Annotated in this window: 16 protein-coding genes; 8 read left to right on the top strand and 8 right to left on the bottom strand. The window is 64.2% G+C overall.

Annotated elements, in window-relative coordinates; translation table 11 throughout:
• Positions 1-11: 11 nt before the first annotated feature.
• The gene (locus UP10_RS22470) at positions 12-1,217 is read left to right on the top strand and encodes a CaiB/BaiF CoA transferase family protein (protein ID WP_044589482.1); all 1,206 of its coding nucleotides are present in this window, start codon (positions 12-14) and stop codon (positions 1,215-1,217) included.
• Positions 1,218-1,388: 171 nt separating this feature from the next.
• Here UP10_RS22470 and UP10_RS45375 read toward each other — a convergent pair whose 3' ends face one another.
• From UP10_RS45375 to UP10_RS22480, 3 genes are all read right to left on the bottom strand, one after another.
• Complete coding sequence (locus UP10_RS45375) at positions 1,389-1,553, bottom strand: hypothetical protein (RefSeq protein ID WP_197082677.1); 165 nt, start codon at positions 1,551-1,553, stop codon at positions 1,389-1,391.
• A 95-nt stretch (positions 1,554-1,648) separates the two neighbouring features.
• A complete protein-coding gene (locus tag UP10_RS22475; protein WP_044589443.1) occupies positions 1,649-3,193 on the bottom strand; it encodes a hypothetical protein in 1,545 nt (514 codons plus the stop codon).
• A 141-nt stretch (positions 3,194-3,334) separates the two neighbouring features.
• The gene (locus UP10_RS22480) at positions 3,335-4,333 is read right to left on the bottom strand and encodes a hypothetical protein (RefSeq protein ID WP_044589444.1); all 999 of its coding nucleotides are present in this window, start codon (positions 4,331-4,333) and stop codon (positions 3,335-3,337) included.
• 214 nt (positions 4,334-4,547) lie between these two features.
• Between UP10_RS22480 and UP10_RS22485 the strand changes: the two genes are divergently transcribed.
• The 4 genes from UP10_RS22485 (at position 4,548) to UP10_RS22500 (ending at position 7,837) form a co-directional block, all read left to right on the top strand.
• Positions 4,548-4,922, top strand: a complete 375-nt coding sequence (locus UP10_RS22485) for a Crp/Fnr family transcriptional regulator (protein ID WP_044589483.1) — start codon at positions 4,548-4,550, stop codon at positions 4,920-4,922.
• Entirely contained in the window at positions 4,919-5,728 is an 810-nt protein-coding gene (locus UP10_RS22490; protein ID WP_044589445.1) for an MBL fold metallo-hydrolase, read from the top strand. The genes UP10_RS22485 and UP10_RS22490 overlap by 4 nt, the downstream gene beginning before the upstream one ends.
• 79 nt (positions 5,729-5,807) lie before the next feature.
• Complete coding sequence (locus UP10_RS22495; RefSeq protein WP_044589446.1) at positions 5,808-6,422, top strand: glutathione S-transferase family protein; 615 nt, start codon at positions 5,808-5,810, stop codon at positions 6,420-6,422.
• An 80-nt stretch (positions 6,423-6,502) separates the two neighbouring features.
• A complete protein-coding gene (locus tag UP10_RS22500) occupies positions 6,503-7,837 on the top strand; it encodes an MFS transporter (protein ID WP_044589447.1) in 1,335 nt (444 codons plus the stop codon).
• 33 nt (positions 7,838-7,870) lie between these two features.
• Here the strand turns inward: UP10_RS22500 and UP10_RS22505 are convergent, their stop codons facing one another.
• From UP10_RS22505 to UP10_RS22515, 3 genes are read right to left on the bottom strand one after another with little or no spacing between them, the layout of a single operon-like run.
• Entirely contained in the window at positions 7,871-8,368 is a 498-nt protein-coding gene (locus UP10_RS22505; protein ID WP_044589448.1) for a TPM domain-containing protein, read from the bottom strand.
• A 2-nt stretch (positions 8,369-8,370) separates the two neighbouring features.
• Positions 8,371-9,261, bottom strand: a complete 891-nt coding sequence (locus tag UP10_RS22510; RefSeq protein ID WP_044589484.1) for a TPM domain-containing protein — start codon at positions 9,259-9,261, stop codon at positions 8,371-8,373.
• A 20-nt stretch (positions 9,262-9,281) separates the two neighbouring features.
• Entirely contained in the window at positions 9,282-9,890 is a 609-nt protein-coding gene (locus tag UP10_RS22515) for a LemA family protein (RefSeq protein WP_044589449.1), read from the bottom strand.
• A gap of 157 nt (positions 9,891-10,047) precedes the next feature.
• On the opposite strand from UP10_RS22515, the gene UP10_RS22520 reads away from it, so the two are divergent.
• The 3 genes from UP10_RS22520 to UP10_RS22530 are packed head-to-tail and all read left to right on the top strand — an operon-like array spanning position 10,048 to position 13,266.
• Positions 10,048-10,905 (top strand): enoyl-CoA hydratase, encoded by an 858-nt coding sequence (locus tag UP10_RS22520; RefSeq protein ID WP_044589450.1) that lies wholly within the window; start codon positions 10,048-10,050, stop codon positions 10,903-10,905.
• A gap of 5 nt (positions 10,906-10,910) precedes the next feature.
• Positions 10,911-12,056, top strand: a complete 1,146-nt coding sequence (locus UP10_RS22525; RefSeq protein ID WP_044589451.1) for an acyl-CoA dehydrogenase family protein — start codon at positions 10,911-10,913, stop codon at positions 12,054-12,056.
• A 13-nt stretch (positions 12,057-12,069) separates the two neighbouring features.
• Positions 12,070-13,266, top strand: coding sequence for an acyl-CoA dehydrogenase family protein (locus UP10_RS22530; RefSeq protein WP_044589452.1), 1,197 nt, complete (start codon positions 12,070-12,072; stop codon positions 13,264-13,266).
• 104 nt (positions 13,267-13,370) lie between these two features.
• Here the strand turns inward: UP10_RS22530 and UP10_RS22535 are convergent, their stop codons facing one another.
• Complete coding sequence (locus UP10_RS22535) at positions 13,371-15,698, bottom strand: xanthine dehydrogenase family protein molybdopterin-binding subunit (RefSeq protein WP_044589453.1); 2,328 nt, start codon at positions 15,696-15,698, stop codon at positions 13,371-13,373.
• Positions 15,699-15,876: 178 nt separating this feature from the next.
• Positions 15,877-16,752 (bottom strand): dihydrodipicolinate synthase family protein, encoded by an 876-nt coding sequence (locus tag UP10_RS22540; protein ID WP_044589454.1) that lies wholly within the window; start codon positions 16,750-16,752, stop codon positions 15,877-15,879.
• Positions 16,753-16,874: the final 122 nt, after the last annotated feature.

Consider the following 16,874-nt stretch of genomic DNA (forward strand, 5'->3'; position numbering starts at 1 on the left):
GCGACGGCACGATGGAAAAAGGCATTTTTGACGGGCTCAAGGTCCTGGACTGCGCAAGCTTCATCGCAGCGCCCGCGGCTGCCACCGTGCTGTCCGACTTCGGCGCCGACGTCGTCAAGATCGAGCCGCCGGGCGCCGGCGATCCCTACCGGAACCTGCCGAACCTACCGGGTTATCCGGCAAGCGAACACAATTTCGCGTGGATGCTGGAGGCGCGCAACAAGAAGAGCCTGGCGCTCGACCTCACCAAGCCGGACGCACAACAAGTGCTCTACAAGCTCGTCGCGGAGGCCGACGTCTTCATCACCAACATGCCGCCGCAGGTGCGTGCCAAGCTCGGCATCACCTACGACCATCTCGCCCATCTCAACGACCGGCTGGTCTACGCGTCCTTCACCGGCTACGGCGAAAAGGGCGAAGAGGCCAACAAGCCCGGCTTCGACTCCAACGCCTATTGGGCGCGTTCCGGCCTGATGGACCTGGTGCGCGCCGACGAGGACACCACCCCGGCCCGCTCGGTCGCCGGCATGGGCGATCACCCCTGCGCGATGGCGTTCTATGGCGCAATCGTCACCGCGCTGTTCCAGCGCGAGAAGACCGGCAAGGGCTCGCACGTCTCGACCAATCTGATGGCCAACGGCGTCTGGGCCAATGGCGTGCTGGCGCAGGCCAAGCTGGTTGGCGCCAAGTTCAAGAAACGCAAGCCGCGCCAAGAGGCGCTGAACGCCGTCACCAACCACTACAAGTGCCGGGATGGCCGCTGGGTCATCCTGTCGCTGCTCAACGAAGAGCGGCAATGGCCGACGCTGGCGCGCTGCATGGGCCGCGAGGACCTCGTCACCGATCAACGTTTTGCCACCAAGGCGGACCGCCACGCGCGCTCGATCGAGCTGATCAAGATCTTCGACGAGGTGTTTGCAAGCAAGGACCTCGCCGAATGGCGCAAGATCCTCGACGGCAATGGCCTGGTGTTCGGCGTCGTCGGCATCCTCGACGACATCCCGACCGACAAGCAGATGATCGAGAACGAGGTGCTGGTGCGCTTCGAGAACGACACCATGCTGACCGTCAACAGCCCGATCTTCATCGACGGCGCCAAAAAGGTGCAGCCGCGCAAGCCGCCCGAACTCGGCGAGCACTCCGACGAGATTTTGCGGCAGGCCGGCTACGACGAGGCCACGATCCAGAAGCTGCGCTCCTCGGGCGCGGTGGCGTAGTCACGTCAAGCTAATGCTGCCGGTTCTTCCTCGCCCCGCCCTTGCGGGGAGAGGGTTGGGGTGAGGGGCTCTCTCCGCGAGCAATATGCTTCGATAGACCTGTACCCCCTCACCCGGATTGCATCTGCGATGCAATCCGACCTCTCCCCGCAAGCGGGGCGAGGTAAGCGTTCAGCGCTTCAGCCAGGCCCAGACGATGGCGACAACGATGACGCCGATAATGACCGCGACCGCTATCGCCCAACTGCTGACGCGGACGGCGCTCACGGCCTGGCGATCGGCCTCGTTCTCCGCGATCTTACGGTTACGCTGCTTGTCCTGGTCGGGAGCACTCATCGGCCGGTCTCCGCTCAAGGGCTGTTCAGGTCCTGGTCGCGCGTCAGAGTGTAGCATCAAATAATGACGCCGGGGCTTGTCGGTTCCCGAAGCCGCTACCGGCTTTTGATGAAGCACATACCCATGCGCGAGGTTTGGCCAGCAACCTGGCAGGCCAGCCCCTCGGCACAGGTCCAGCCGCGAAAGCTGCGGTCGGTCTCGGTTGGCTTTGCGCCCGGCAGGTAACAATGCGCACCCCAGCCGTCGCTATATTCGGTACCGGCAAGCTCGGTGCTGCCGCGCAATTGCGGGCGATTGGAGAAGCCGCGTGAAAAATCCGGCGCCTTGCCGTCGCGGAAGCTTGCGAGGATCTCACGGCGGCGAGCTTGGTCGCCGAAGAAATGCGGCGAAGCCGGCACCACGGTGGAATTCGACGGCTTTGCCGCCATCCAGTCGACGCCAGGGAAATGAAAGCCGCCGATGCCGCGGGTCTGGTGGCAGCCCGCGCAGGTGACGTCGTTGAGACGCCGCTCGAAGCCGGCGAGCGACTGGATGTTCTGCAGCCGCGTTCCATCGGCTGCAGCCTTTTTCAGTGCCCCGACGACGTCATTCTCCGAGAACAAAGCCTTGTCTGTGCCCTCGCCCTGCACCAACCCGAACTCGGGCTGCAGGTCGCTGACATCAAACCCGACCGGGGTCGGCGCGACGGCGCCATTGGCGAGGAATTTCTCCGGGATCAAGAGCGTGCCGCGATCGAACTCGGCAAAATGCGCAGGATCGAGCAGCCACGCCTTGAAGTCGCGCCTCAGCCCCTCATCCGCCAGGACGCGATCGCGATCGATCTGGTTCTCCATCGGGGCTTCCGCGAAGCGCTTCGCCGCGCGGTCATAGTTGAACACCTTCAACAGATAATCGGTGCGGAAATCGCGCACCGCCGATTTCGGCGCGTGTGCGATCTGCAGATTGGTCTCGATTCGATCGATATTGGCGGGACCGATCAGCTCGAGCGGACCGTCCTTGCCGAACAGTTTCCCCACCATCGGCGGAGAGTTGCGCGCCGCCAGCCAGCGCCGCGCAATCTCGCGACAGGTGACCGACGCATCGTCGGCATCGCCCCTCGCCTTCAGCACCAGGTTCAGCGTCATCGGCAAGCGCTGCGACACCGCGTTCTCGCCGATCGGCGGCATGTCGGTGCGGGTCAGCCGATAGATCAACCGGATCTCACCGCAACTTGCCGGCGCCACATAGGCGCGGTCCATCCGGTTGACGATGCCCGACAGCACGAAGCGGACGTCGGGGGACTCGAACAGGCCGCGGTCGAACAGCTGGAACGCGTAATCGTCGCCGATTCCGATGCTCTCGTTTGGTAGGCTGGCCTTGTGCCTCCCGACATAGCGGTCGAACTCGCGTTCGAGCGCCTCGCGCACCGGAAGCATCGACGGCAGTCCGAACAACTCGCGGTTGGGCAGCGGAAGGCTGACTGAGCGTTCCGGCCACAGCAAGCGGCCGAGGCCGAGGCGACCCTGATCGAGCTCGCGCAGAATGGCGGGATCGATGATCGCGGCACCGCGCTCAAGAGAGCGATCATCGCCGGCGCGTGCGGGCACGGCGCCGCAGATCAGGAGGGACAGGACAAAAAGACATCTCAGCACGCGGTTCATGCCTGCACTAACACCGCGCGGCGAAGCCTATTCAAGAAAAAAGGCGCTTCACATCGCAGTGAAGCGCCTTTCTTTGGGCATGATCTTCTTCGCAAAACCGCTTCGCACTTTTCCGGATCATGCCTTGTCGTTATCAGGCGATCAGCGCGAAACGATCAGGCCCTTGCTGGTGACGACGACCCAGCGTCCATCCTGCTTGCGGATGGCGTCGACGCGGCCGAGACCGGGGATGGGATCGCCGGCGTAGACTTCATAGATGCCGCCGCGGCCCTCGATCAGCGCGCCACCATTGCCGACGTCACGGAGCGCCCAACCATCGACCACCGGCAGGCGGGCGACCTCGACCTTGGGTGCAGCGGCCGCTGTGGTCGCAGACGGCGTGACCGTGCCTGTGACGTCCCTGGCAGCAGCGGGTGTCACAGCGGCAACGGGTGCAGCCGGCGGCGTGGCGCGGAGCTTGTCGACGGCTTCGCTGAGCTTGGCGAGCCTGGCCATCGGCTCGGCCTGCGACTTCTCAACCTTTTCGAGGCGGTCACTGGTCTTGTTGAACTGAACCGTGCCGGCCCTGGCGGTCTGGTCGACACTGGACTTCAGGGCGAGGATTTCGGCATCGATCCGGGCGATCGAGGCATTGACGGCATCCTTCGTGGTGTCCTGCGCGGCCGCAACGGCTGGAGTGGTGGCGTGACCGAACCCTCCGGTCGCCAGCGCACCGCCGATCGCGCCAGCCACGGTTGCCAGCGCCACCACTGCGGCCATCGCCGCGACACGGCGCATGCCAGATGGCTTGGCAGCCTCCTCGGCGGCCGGCTTCGAAGCAGTCCCCTCATGCTCCCAGGCGCGGTCGCCAGGCGCCATGATCATCAGCTTGCCCGGGGAGCGTGGCTCGTCCTGCTTGCCGGCCTCGACCTTGGGCACGTCCATCTTCGGCAGCTCGACCTTGGGTGGCTCGACCTTCGGCGCTTCCATTTTGGACGCATCGATTTTGGGGGCGTCCGCCTTCGGCGAGGTCTCTTCCTGGTCTGGCGCCAGCCTGACAGCCTCGACATCGGCCGCGGCCGTCAGCGGGTGGTTTTGCGCCGCGATTTCGGCGCCGGTCTCACCGCTGACCGGCTCGCTCTGCTGCTCACTCACGTTCAAAATCTCCAGACTGGGTTGACCTTTTGGTAACTTTTATTGCTTGCGAAATCGTTACTGCACCTGCGACCGGGCTTGGCTTACCGAAATTTTAGGAACTTTTCCGGGCGGGATTTGGGCAGATGCTGCCCTGCGGCAATCCGCGCCGCCTTAGTTTGCGCGCGGCGTTTTCCCGACTAACATGGGCCGACCAACCAGCCAGAAGGCAGGGACGGCCATGACGATCGAAAAGTGCATCAATGAATTTGATGTCGATGACGTCATTTTTGAGGAGGGCTCGACCGGGCGCGAGCTTTTTGTCGTGCTCGACGGCCAGGTCGAGATCGCCAAAATCAATGGCGGAAACAAGACGGTCATCGTCAGCCTCGGCAAGGGCGAATTCTTCGGCGAGATGGCGGTCATCGACGGCTCGTCGCGCTCCGCCACCGCCATCGCCGCCGCACCTCACACCAGGGTGATGCGGATCAACCACGCCCGCTTCGTCTATCTGGTCAGCCAGCAGCCGGCGTTCGCGCTGATGATCATGGACGCGCTGTCGAAGCGCCTGCGCGCTTCCAACGCCGTCGTCTACCGGGCGGCGGCCAACCCATGAGCGAGCGCCGGCCGAGCCCGTTCAAGACCCTGTTCGACACCGACGTCGCGACGCTGATCCAGGCGGCCGAGGACGTCTACCAGATCCGCTTCAAGAACCGCGCCGCGAACGCCTATCTGGTGCGCGGCAGCAGGCGAACGATCATGATCGACGTCGGCCTGTCGAGCAATTATCCGCACCTCACCGCCTGCCTCGATCATGTCGGGGTGACACCCGATATGATCGACATGGTGGTGCTGAGCCACGAGCATCTCGATCATATCGGCGCCGCCTATCATTTCCACGGGAGTGCCTATATCGCCGCACACCGGCTCGCCGCCAACAAGATCATGCTGCGCGACGACTTCTCGATGCTGCGCAAGATGTTCAACGAGCCGAACGTGCCGATCGAGATCGACATCTGGCTCGAGGAGGGCAACCTGATCGACCTCGGCAATTTCCGCCTCAACGTGATGTACACTCCCGGCCACACCTCGGCCTGCATCACGCTGTTCGATCAGGACAAGGGCCTGCTGTTCGCCGCCGATACGCTGATGCCCGGCGGCGTGATGGGCGGCGTGTTCGGCTCCGGCTCGATCGCCGACTACATCCAGTCGCTGGAGCGGCTGAAGGGCCTGAATTCGAAGATCCTGCTGTCCGGCCACGGCCGGCTGTCCGATACGCCGCAGGACGACGTGCGGATCGCACTGCAGCGCTCGCACGCCCTGCTCGACGACACCGCGCAATTGTTCGACGCGCTCGACGCGCGCTCGAATTTCGAACCGATCATGCAGTCGGTACGGGACCTCAACAAGCTCGACGATTGACGTTCGTTCTCCATTTGACAAATCCGCGCGCGGCCTGTTCAACAGCATCAACAACACCAAGAAACAGGGAGCGAGGACCATGAAGCTTTACGACTCGATCGGGCCGAACCCGCGCATCGTGCGGATGTTCATGGCGGAAAAGAGCATCGAGATTCCCACGCAAGCCGTCGATCTTCGCAAGGGCGAAAACCGCGAGGCCGCGCATCTGCAGCGCAACCCGCACGGCCAGATGCCGGCGCTCGAGCTCGACGACGGCGGCTATCTCTCCGAGATCACGGCGATCTGCGAATATCTCGAGGAGAAGCACCCTTCGCCCGCGATGATCGGCGCGACGCCGGAAGAGCGCGCCGCGTGCCGGATGTGGACGCGCCGCGTCGACCTCAACATCGCCGAGCCGCTTGCCAATGGCTACCGCTTCGGCGAGGCGTTGAAGTTCTTCGAGAAGCGCATTCCAGTTGCACCCGAGGCCTCGCCAGGGCTGAAGATGATCGCCGCCAACCGTATCAAATGGCTCAACGACCAGATGGCCGATGGCCGTCAGTATATCTGCGGCCAGCGCTTCACCCTCGCAGACATGCTGCTCTATTGCTGGCTCGATTTCGGCAATCAGGTCGGCCAACCGCTGGACCAGTCCAACACCAATATCGTAGCGTGGTTCAACCGCGTCGGCGAACGGCCGTCGGTCAAGGCGTAGACGTCTGATCGCCGCACCTGGCCACGCCAGACAATAGCCCCGGGCGGAGCCAACCGTCGCCGATGAGAAGGGACATACGGATGCAAGCCGAAGCCACGAAAGCTGAAGCTCTGGCGCAGATGCGCCGCCGGGTCGTGATCTCCTCGACGATCGGCAATGCGCTGGAGTGGTTCGACTTCACGGTGTTCGGGCTGTTCGCGGGCATCCTGAGCAAGCTGTTCTTTCCGGCGGACAATCCGAACTCCTCACTGCTGCTGACCTTCGCCACGTTCGGTATCGCCTTCGCGGCACGGCCCTTGGGCGGCCTGGTGTTTGGGCTTTACGCCGACAAGCACGGACGCAAGAAAGCGCTGGTCGTGATGATCTCGCTGATGGCTGTTGGCACCGGTCTGCTCGGCCTGCTGCCGACCTATGGCGCGATCGGCATCGCGGCGCCGCTGCTGTTGCTGCTCGCGCGCCTGATCCAGGGCTTTTCCGCCGGCGGCGAGTTCGGCAGCGCCAGCGCCATGCTGATCGAATTCGCACCGCCCGGCCGGCGCGGCTTTTACGGCGCATTCCAGATGGTCTCGCAAAACCTCGCATTCGCCATCGGTGCTGCCATGGCGATCAGCCTGAATTTCAGTCTCTCGCCGGACGCCTTCGCGAGTTGGGGCTGGCGCGTGCCGTTCATTCTCGGCATCCTGATCGGGCCGACCGGATGGTACCTGCGCCAGCGCTGCGACGAGTCTCCTGAATTCCAGGCCTATCTGGCCGAAAAGGCGGCATCCGCGCAGCCGGCGAGAAAGACCACCCTCGGCCAATTGTTCTCCGAATACCCGCGCGAATTGATCGCGTCGTTCTGCCTGATCGCTGCCGGCACGGCGATCAACTACGTCAATGCGATCTTTCTGCCGACCTATGCGGTCGCCGAGCTGAAATTGCCGATACTTAACGCGCAGATGGGGCTGCTATTCCTAAGCCTCGCCAATGCCGCAATCGCGATGGCCTCCGGCGCCCTCTCCGACCGGATCGGCCGCCGCGCGGTGCTCATTCCGTCGCTGATCATCTACGGCGTGTTGTTCTATGTGATGTTGCAGCGGCTTGTCGCCGAGCCGACGACCACGAACCTCTGGCAAATGCAGATCGTGGCCGTGTTCCTTGGCACGTTGGCGGGGCCGATGCCGGCATTCATGACCGAAATCTTCCCGGTCGGCGTGCGCTCCACCGGCGCGTCGCTGATGTACAATCTCGCGGTAATGTTGTTCGGCGGGCTTGCACCCTTCATCAACACTTGGCTCGTGCAAGCGACCGGCGACAAGGCCGCCCCCGTCTACTACATCTTCTTCGCCGCCGCGGTGGGCCTCGTCGGCTTGTCTGCCTACCGGGCGCGAACATCCGGGGCCAGAACCGCGCCTGCGCCCGCGCTATCGCCGTGAAAGACAAAAGCGTCCTTCGGGACGCGCATGCAGCTAAATCACCACCGGCTTGTCCGGCAGTTCGTTCGGCCCGCCAGCGGTGTGCGGGAAGTATTTTGCCAGCTCCCGCGACACCGCTGCGATGCCCTTGATCACACCCTGCTCGAAATGGCCTGATCTAAAATCCGCTTCCATCGCGCGGCAGATCGCTTCCCAGCCCGCAGCGCCGACCTTCGCGTCGATGCCGCGGTCGGCGACGATCTCGACGTCGCGATCGGCGAGCAAGAGATAGATCAGGACGCCGTTGTTGTGATGGGTGTCCCAGATGCGCAAATGCGAGAACACGTCGACGGCCCGCCCCCGCGCCGGCTGGTCGCGGAACAGTGCCGCGCCGTCGAGCGCGCCCTCGACGACGAAACGGATCTGACCGGAATGGGTGGCCTCACCCGCCTTGATCGCCTGCTCGATCGCATCGAGCACGCGCGGCGGAAAATCACGCCGCACCCGCCAACGGTGTTCGAGCAGATGCTTGCCGATACGCTTGATGCCCATATCTACCAGCTCCCCGAAGCGCCGCCGCCGCCGAAGCTACCGCCACCGCCGCTGAAGCCGCCGCTGCTGCTCGAACTGCCACCGGACCAGGAACCGCCGCTGTAACCACCGCCTGACCAGCCGCCTCCCCTGCCGCGACCGCCCGACGACGGCGCGGTGGCGGCGTCACTGAACATCACGAACACTGATGCGACCAGTCCCGCGAGGATCGCCACGATGGGTGAGCCGATCACGACCCAGGCAATCAGCGTGACCAGACCGCCTGATACGGCCGAGCCGAGCAGCCGGCCCAGCATCCGTCGTATCAGGCCGCCGAACAGCAAAACCGGGATGAGGAGAAACGGATTGAAGATGTCGGACGGATCGAAGGACGCCGACGGCTTCCAATGCGGCGGCTCCGGCACCGGCAGTTGCTCGCCATTGATCAGGCGGATCATCCGGTCGACGCCGGCTGATATGCCGCCGGCGAAATCGCCCTCCTTGAACTTCGGCGCGATATCCTCGCTGATGATGCGGTGGGTGACGACGTCGCTCAGCACGCCCTCGAGGCCGTAGCCGACCTCGATGCGCAGATGGCGGTCATTCTTGGCGACGACGAGCAGCGCGCCGTCGTCGACCTTCTTGCGCCCGATCTTCCAGGCTTCGGCGACGCGAATCGAGAACTGCTCGATGGCCTCATCGCCCGTGGTCGGCACGATCAGCACCGCGACCTGAGCGCCCTTGCGCGTTTCCAGGTCCTTCAGCTTTCCGTTGAGCGAGGCGATATCGCCCGCAGGCAGCGTCCCGGTCTGGTCGACGACGCGGCCGGTCAACTGTGGTACCGCGACCTGGGCCAGCGCCGGGCACACCAAGCCCAGCAGGAAGGCAAACAGGACGACGCGGACGGCGGTCATCGCAGGCGGGCGCACCACCGCTACTTCGACGGCGCCGGCGCTGGATTGAAATCAACCTTCGGCGCGGTCGAAATCTCCTTCTCGTTCTCCACCGAGAAGTTGGCCTTTTCCTTATAGCCGAACACCATCGCGGTCAGATTGTTCGGGAAGGTGCGGATGCCGACATTGTAGTCCTGCACCGCCTTGATGTAGCGGTTGCGCGCGACCGTGATGCGGTTCTCGGTGCCTTCGAGCTGCGCCATCAGGTCGTGGAACAACGCGTCCGATTTGAGCTGCGGATAATTTTCGGTCACGACCAGCAGCCGCGACAGCGCGCTGGAGAGTTCGCCCTGCGCCTGGGTGAATTTCTGGAATGTAGCCGGGTCGTTGACCAACTCAGGCGTGGCCTGGATGCTGCCGACCTTGGCGCGCGCGTTGGTGACGCCGAGCAGCACGTCCTTTTCCTGCTGCGCAAAACCCTTCACCGAGTTGACCAGGTTCGGCACCAAGTCGGCCCGCCGCTGGTACTGGTTCACCACCTCCGACCAGCTCGACTTGACCTGTTCGTCGTTGGTCTGGATCGCGTTGTAGCCGCAGTTCGTCAGGCTCAACGTCGCCAGCGCTGCCAGCACGGTCCAAAGCTTGCGCATGAAAGTCCTCCTGGTGGAATTCTGCATCACCGTATCAGATCACTCTCGCCGGGTAATCCCGTGTGGCGGTTTACGCCCGCATTTTTGGCGGTGATAGCCCTTGCTTATCTCTCTTGCCCCCGTTCATCATGCCGAAAAATCGATCCCGGGAGGATCCATGACCTCAGAACAATTCGAGACTGTTGTTGTCGAGCGGCCGGAGCCTGCGATCGCGCGGATCGTGATGAACCGCCCCGAGGCGCGCAACGCCCAGAACCTGCAGATGACCTATGATCTCAACACCGCCTTCGACCGGGCGGTGCAGGACGACGCAGTCAAGGTCATCATCCTCGCCGGCAACGGCCCGCATTTCTCCGCCGGCCACGATCTGCGGCCCGCTGGGAAGAACCAGGCGGGTGTCGATTTCCCGCCCGTCGGAAATTGGGGCGGCTTCGCCGAGCCGAACGCGCATGGCCGCTTCGCGCGCGAGCAGGAGATTTATCTGCAGATCACACGGCGCTGGCGCAATCTCGCCAAGCCGACGATCGCAGAAGTCCACGGTAAGTGCATCGCCGGCGGGCTGATGCTGGCCTGGGCCTGCGATCTCATCGTTGCCAGCAGTGACGCCGAGTTCTGCGATCCCGTGGTCACGATGGGGGTCTGCGGCGTCGAGTGGTTCGTGCATCCCTGGGAGTTGGGTGCACGCAAGGCCAAGGAGATGTTGTTCACCGCAGATAGCTGGAGCGCCGACGAGGCGCATCGGCTTGGCATGGTCAATCACGTGGTGCCGCGCGGCGACCTCTCCTCCTTCACGCTGGCGCTGGCGCGCAAGATCGCGACCAAGCCCGCCTTTGCGCTGAAGCTGAGCAAGGAAGCGGTCAATCGCACGGTCGACATTATGGGGCAGCCCGCCGCGATCGATCAGGCCTTCGCGTTGCATCAGCTCTGCCATGCACACAACCTTCAGGAATTCGGAATGGTGGTCGACCCCGCCGGTCTGCATCCCTCTATCAGAAAAAACGCCAACGTAAAGTAGACCAGATGGACCTCACCCCCAGCGACGAGCAGCGCCTGCTGCGCGAAAGTGCCGACCGCTTCGTGGCGGAAACCTTTACAGGCGAGTATCGCAGGAAGGCGGTCAGCGATCCGCTCGGTTTCTCGCCCGCGATCTGGAAGCAGTTCGCCGACCTCGGTTGGCTCGCGCTGCCGATCGGCGAAGCCTATGGCGGGCTCGGCGGTGGCGCGATCGAGATCGGAATTTTGATGGAAGCGTTCGGACGAGGACTGGTGTCCGAACCTTATCTCGCCACCGTCGTGATCGGCGCCGCGCTGGTCGGCCAATGCGGCAGCGAAGTGCAGAAGCAGTCGATCCTGCCCAAGGTAGCAGAAGGCAAGCTCTATCTCGCCTTCGCGCATTCGGAACGCGCAGCACGGTTCGATCTCTCACATGTCGAGACGACGGCCACGAAGACCGCCCACGGCTGGCGATTAAACGGCCACAAGACCGCGGTGCTCGACGGCGTAGCGGCCAACCAGATCATCGTCTCCGCCCGCATCGTCAACGCCAACGGCGTATCAGGCAAGCTCTGCCTGTTCCTGGTGCCCATTGATACGGCCGGTCTCACCTTGCGCGACTACGCGCGGCTCGGCGGCGGGCGCGGCTGCAGCCTCGATCTCAACGACTTGCAGCTTCCGGCCGACGCCCTGCTCGGCGACGGCAGCGATGCGCTGCCTGCGATCGAGGCCGTGGTCGACTGCGCGATGGCCGCGCTCGGCGCGGAAGCCGTCGGCATCATGCAGACGCTGCTCGACACCACGCTCGAATATACCAAGATCCGAAAGCAATTCGGCCGGCCGCTGTCGGCCAACCAGGTGATCCGCCATCGCCTCGCTGACATGGCGATCCAGTGCGACGAGGCGCGCTCGATGGCATTGCGTGCCGCGCTGATGGCCGATGCCGAGCCGGTGGCACGCAGCCGTGCGGCGTCGGGCGCGAAAGCCAAGATCGGCAAATGCGCGCGCTTTATCGCCGAGCAGTCGGTGCAACTGCATGGCGCCATGGGCGTCACCGAGGAGCTCGACATCGGCGCCTATTTCAAGCGGCTGCTCGCGTTCGACACGCTGTTCGGCGGCAGCGCCCATCATTATCGCCGCCACGCCGCCTTGAGCGGCCGTGCGCAGACGTAACAGAGAGCGCCACATGGATCTCACCTTCAACGCCGAGGAACGCGCCTTCGAGCAAGAAGTCCGCGACTTCATCGCCGCCAATCTGACGCCGGAAATGAAGCGCGCCACCGCGCTGACGCCATCGGTGTTCTCCGACCCTGACATTGGCATGGCCTGGCAGCGCGCACTGCACGGCAAGGGCTGGGGCGCACCGGGCTGGCCGGCAGACCATGGTGGTCCCAACTGGACGTCGGCGCAGCGCTGGATCTTCGAGGCCGAATGCGCCCGCGCCGGGGTACCCAATGTCAACGTGATGGGCGTGAAGATGGTCGGTCCCGTCATCATCGGCTTCGGCTCACCCGAGCAGAAGAACTTTTACCTGCCGCGCATCCTCTCCGGCGAGGATTATTGGTGCCAGGGCTATTCCGAGCCGGGCTCGGGCTCCGATCTCTCGTCCCTGAAGACGCGCGCGGTGCGTGACGGCGACGACTACATTGTCAATGGAACAAAAATCTGGACCACGCATGCGCATCACGCCAACCGCATGTTCGCGCTGGTGCGCACCAATGAGGGCGAACGTCAGCAGGACGGCATCAGTTTCATCCTGATCGACATGAAAAGCGCGGGCATCACCACCCGCCCGATCCTCACGATCGGCGGCGATCACGAGGTCAACCAGGTGTTCTTCGATGACGTCCGCGTTCCCGTGGCAAACCGCGTCGGCGAGGAAGGCAAGGGCTGGACCTATGGCAAGTACCTGCTCGAATTCGAGCGCGGCTCCGGCATCGCGTCGGCGAAACTGCGCGATGCACTAAAGACGATAACAGACCTTGCGGCGTCAGATGTCACCGGCCGCGCCATCGACGATCCCGATATCGCGCTGCGGATGTCGGAGGTCGAGGTCGATATCGATGCGCTTGAGATGACCGAGCTGCGGGTGCTGTCGGCGCTGCAGACCGGGCAGAATCCCGGTGCGGTGTCGTCGCTGATCAAACTGCGGGTCAGCGAGATCCGCCAGGCGGTGACGCGGCTCGGTGTCGACGTGATCGGCAATGACGGGCTTGCGGTCGAGCCGGCGCGGCCGTTCTACAGACTGAACCACGAACCGGCGATCCCTGTGAAATTGCTGCCGGTGGTACCGGAATATCTCAACGGGCGGGCGTATACGATCTTCGGCGGATCGTCGGAGATCCAGCGCGATATCATCGCGAAGATGGTGTTAGGGTTGTAGCACAGCGTCGTTCCGGGGCGATGCGCAGCATCGAACCCGGAACCTCGAGATTCTGGCGCGAGATTCCGGGTTCGCGCTAACGTGCGCCCCGGAATGACGGAGCGCTACGCCGCCTGCGCCTTCGCCTCGCGGATCGCCTGCCAGATCTTTGACGGCGTCAGCGGCGTGTTCAACTGCGTGATTCCGAGTTCGCTCAGCGCATCCATCACGCCATTGGTGATGCAGGGCGGACCACCGATCGCGCCTGACTCACCGCAGCCCTTGGCGCCGAGTGGATTGGTCTTGCACGGCGCGGAATCGTCCAGCGTCACCGTGATCGGCGGGATGTCGTCGGCACGCGGGATGCAATAGTCCTGATAGCTCGCGGTCAGAAGCTGGCCTTCCTCGCTATAGGCTACGCCTTCATACAGCGCCTGACCGATGCCCTGGGCGACGCCGCCATGCACCTGGCCTGTCACCAGCAACGGATTGACGGCGACGCCGACGTCGTCGACCGTGGTGTAGCGCACCACCTTGGTGACGCCGGTCTCGGGATCGATCTCGACCTCACAGATGTGAGTGCCGTTCGGCCAGCTCGGCCCATCGACCTCGCCCTCGCTTTCAACCGAGAGCTTGGCGCCATCTTCCTTCTTCGCGATCTCGAACAGACTGATGCGTCGGTCGGTACCGACCACGGTGAGGAAACCGTCGCGGTACTCGATGTCCTGGACGGACGCCTCCAGCAGGTTGGAAGCCTTGTCGCGTGCCTTGTTGATCATGTCGTTGCTGGAGACAGCAACGGCGGTGCCACCGACGAACAGCGAGCGCGAGCCGACGCTGCCGAAGCCGGTGGCCAGATCCGTGTCGCCCTGGATCACGTCGATCCGGTCCATGGGAATGCCGAGCGAGTCTGACACCATCTGGGTGTAGGTGGTCGCCAGTCCCTGCCCCATCGCCATGGTGCCGGAATGCAGCACGACACGGCCTTCGGCGGTGGCGTGCAGCGAGACCTTTTCGGTGTGAGCGCGGCCGCCGGTCCATTCGATGTAGCTGGTGAGACCGCGGCCATAGAGCAGGCCCTTTTTCTTCGCGGCCTTCTTGCGCGCGGCAAAACCGTTCCAGTCGGCAAGCTCGGAGGCGCGCTCCAGCATGTGCGCGAAGGCGCCGGAGTCGTACACCTGCCCGACCGCATTGGTGTAGGGCAGCTGCGCCGGCCTGATGTAGTTCACCTTGCGGAGCGCGCGCGGATCCATGCCGATCTGGCGCGCGGCGGCATCGAACAGACGCTCGACGATGAAGACCGCTTCGGGCCGCCCCGCGCCGCGATAGGCGCCGACCGGGGCGGTGTTGGTCATCACCGACTTCACCTCGAAATGAACCAGCGGCAGGTCGTAGACGCCGGTCTGCACGAACGGACCGAGCACCAGCGGGATGATGTTCGCGGTGCCCGACGAATAGGCGCCGGTGCCGCCGATCGAGCGGACGCGATAGGCCAGCACGCGGCCCTTGGCATCGAGCGCGAGTTCGCCGGTCGAGGTGAGATCACGGCCGTGGGTGCCGCCGACGAACTCGTCGGTGCGGTCGCCGCGCCAGCGGATTGTCTTGTTCAGTTTTGTGGCGGCGTACGCCACGATGCCGTCTTCGGGATAGAGGCTGGTCTTTTGACCAAAACCGCCGCCGATATCGCCGACCAGCACGCGCACGGTCTCTTTCGGCCGCTTCAGGATCGATTCCGCGAGCAGGTCGCGGGTCGATCCCGGCGTCTGCGACTGCACGTGCAGGATCAGCCGCCCGGTTGCCTTCTCGATCTCCGCGATCGTCGAGCGCGGCTCCATCGCCGACGGCACCAGCCGCTGGCTGACCAGGTCGAGCGAGACTCTGTGCGCCGCATTCGCAAAGGCGTCCGCGACCTTGGCGGCATCGCCATAGCTCATCGCGGCCACGATGTTGTCGGGCGCCTCCGGCCAGACCACGGGCGCGCCCGATTTGATCGCCTCGACGGGGTCGACCACCGAGGGCAGCATCTCATAGTCGATCTCGATCGCTTCGGCCGCCGTCTGTGCCAGCACGCGCGACGTCGCGACCACGGCCACCACCCCCTCGCCGGCATAGCGCACCACCTCATGCGCCAGCAGGCGACGCGGCGGCACGCTCATCGGCTTGCCGTCGGGCCGCTTGAAGATCGCGAGCGTCGGCAGCGTGCCGACATCGTCCTTGACCAGGTCGGCACCGGTATAGACCGCCTCGACGCCGGGCATCTCCAGCGCCGCCCTGGCATCGATCGATGTGATGTTGGCGTGGGCATGCGGCGAGCGCAGCACGTGCAGCCAGAGCGCGCCGTCCTCCGGCTTGTCGTCGATGAAATGCCCCTTCCCGGTGAGCAGCCGCTGGTCTTCCAGACGCTTGACTGGCTGGCCCGCACCAAAACGCATATTGCCGGGAAGAATGTTCATCAGTGGGTCCTTGATTTACGAAATTTGGCCGGGTTTTAGCGGATTTTCGGGGCGTGACAACACTCCGCCGTCATTCCGGGATGGTCTGAAGGACCAGACCCGGAATCTCGAGATTCCGGGTTCGCTGCGCGCCCCGGAATGACGAGATGGGAGAGCCCATGCAACCCGCAAGCCACTCCTAAGTGAGGTCGCTCAGCGCCGCCTCGACCACCTTGCGCTGGTCGGCTGTGAGCGGCGCCTGCGGCGGCACGGGGTCGCCGACGTCGTAGCCCTGGATCGCCAGCCCGGCCTTGATGCAGGCGGCGAGATTGAAGCGGGCAAAGGCCTCGTTGATGCGCCAGAGTTTTCGTTGCAAGGCCATCGCCTCGTCCCAGCGGGCGCGGCGGCCGAGGTTGTAGAGCTCGACGCTTTGCCGCGGAATGATGCAGGCCGGGCCTGCCATCCAGCCATGGCCGCCGATCAGCATCACGGCGGCCGGAATATGGGCTGAGGCCGAGAATACTTTGATGCTGTCGCCGCAGCGGTTCATGATCGACAGCAGCCGCCCGGTGTTGGTCGAGGCGTCCTTGATGTAGCCGATGCGCGGATGGGCGGCGAGCCGCGCGATGACGTCGAGCGTGAGGTCGGAGCGCTGGAAATTCGGATTTGTGTAGATCACGACGGGAATGTCGACCGCATCGGCAATGGCGCGGAAATAGGATTCCACCTGTGCATCGCCGACCGGGAAATACGCCTCCATGATCGCGAGGATGCCGTTGGCGCCGCGCTTCTGATAGGCCTTCGCCTGCGCCACCGCATCCGCCGTCGAGGTCGAGGCAACGCCGGCGACCACGGGCACGCGGCCCTGCGCGGCCTCGATGGTAGTCTGGACCACCTGCGCGCGCTGGGCGTTGTTGAGATAGGCGAATTCGCCAGTCGAGCCGAGCGGCGTCAGCCCATGCACGCCGGCCTTGATCAGATCATCGCAGAGCCGGCCCAGCACCTCGGTGCGGATATGGCCGGCGGGATCGATCGGGGACACCAGATACGGGAAGACGCCGTGGAAATCAGCCATTCGCGAGCCTCGTGGACGGCGAGACATAGTCGGGATCGTGCGCAAAGGGAAGCGGCGCGGGACAGCGTCCAAGCCAACCGGACGAACCCGTCAACAGCACACGCATGATATCAGCCCAGACG

The sequence above is a fragment of the Bradyrhizobium sp. LTSPM299 genome (assembly GCF_000938235.1).
GTDB lineage: Bacteria > Pseudomonadota > Alphaproteobacteria > Rhizobiales > Xanthobacteraceae > Bradyrhizobium.

Excerpts from the sequence above, each read along its gene's own strand:
- UP10_RS22495 (WP_044589446.1), top strand. The coding sequence starts at position 5,808 with ATGAAGCTTTACGACTCGATCGGGCCGAACCCGCGCATCGTGCGGATG.
- UP10_RS22470 (WP_044589482.1), top strand. The coding sequence starts at position 12 with ATGGAAAAAGGCATTTTTGACGGGCTCAAGGTCCTGGACTGCGCAAGC.
- UP10_RS22535 (WP_044589453.1), bottom strand. The coding sequence starts at position 15,698 with ATGAACATTCTTCCCGGCAATATGCGTTTTGGTGCGGGCCAGCCAGTC.
- UP10_RS22490 (WP_044589445.1), top strand. The coding sequence starts at position 4,919 with ATGAGCGAGCGCCGGCCGAGCCCGTTCAAGACCCTGTTCGACACCGAC.
- UP10_RS22515 (WP_044589449.1), bottom strand. The coding sequence starts at position 9,890 with ATGCGCAAGCTTTGGACCGTGCTGGCAGCGCTGGCGACGTTGAGCCTG.
- UP10_RS22500 (WP_044589447.1), top strand. The coding sequence starts at position 6,503 with ATGCAAGCCGAAGCCACGAAAGCTGAAGCTCTGGCGCAGATGCGCCGC.
- UP10_RS22505 (WP_044589448.1), bottom strand. The coding sequence starts at position 8,368 with ATGGGCATCAAGCGTATCGGCAAGCATCTGCTCGAACACCGTTGGCGG.
- UP10_RS22525 (WP_044589451.1), top strand. The coding sequence starts at position 10,911 with ATGGACCTCACCCCCAGCGACGAGCAGCGCCTGCTGCGCGAAAGTGCC.
- UP10_RS22475 (WP_044589443.1), bottom strand. The coding sequence starts at position 3,193 with ATGAACCGCGTGCTGAGATGTCTTTTTGTCCTGTCCCTCCTGATCTGC.
- UP10_RS22540 (WP_044589454.1), bottom strand. The coding sequence starts at position 16,752 with ATGGCTGATTTCCACGGCGTCTTCCCGTATCTGGTGTCCCCGATCGAT.
- UP10_RS22520 (WP_044589450.1), top strand. The coding sequence starts at position 10,048 with ATGACCTCAGAACAATTCGAGACTGTTGTTGTCGAGCGGCCGGAGCCT.
- UP10_RS22510 (WP_044589484.1), bottom strand. The coding sequence starts at position 9,261 with ATGACCGCCGTCCGCGTCGTCCTGTTTGCCTTCCTGCTGGGCTTGGTG.
- UP10_RS22485 (WP_044589483.1), top strand. The coding sequence starts at position 4,548 with ATGACGATCGAAAAGTGCATCAATGAATTTGATGTCGATGACGTCATT.
- UP10_RS22530 (WP_044589452.1), top strand. The coding sequence starts at position 12,070 with ATGGATCTCACCTTCAACGCCGAGGAACGCGCCTTCGAGCAAGAAGTC.
- UP10_RS45375 (WP_197082677.1), bottom strand. The coding sequence starts at position 1,553 with ATGAGTGCTCCCGACCAGGACAAGCAGCGTAACCGTAAGATCGCGGAG.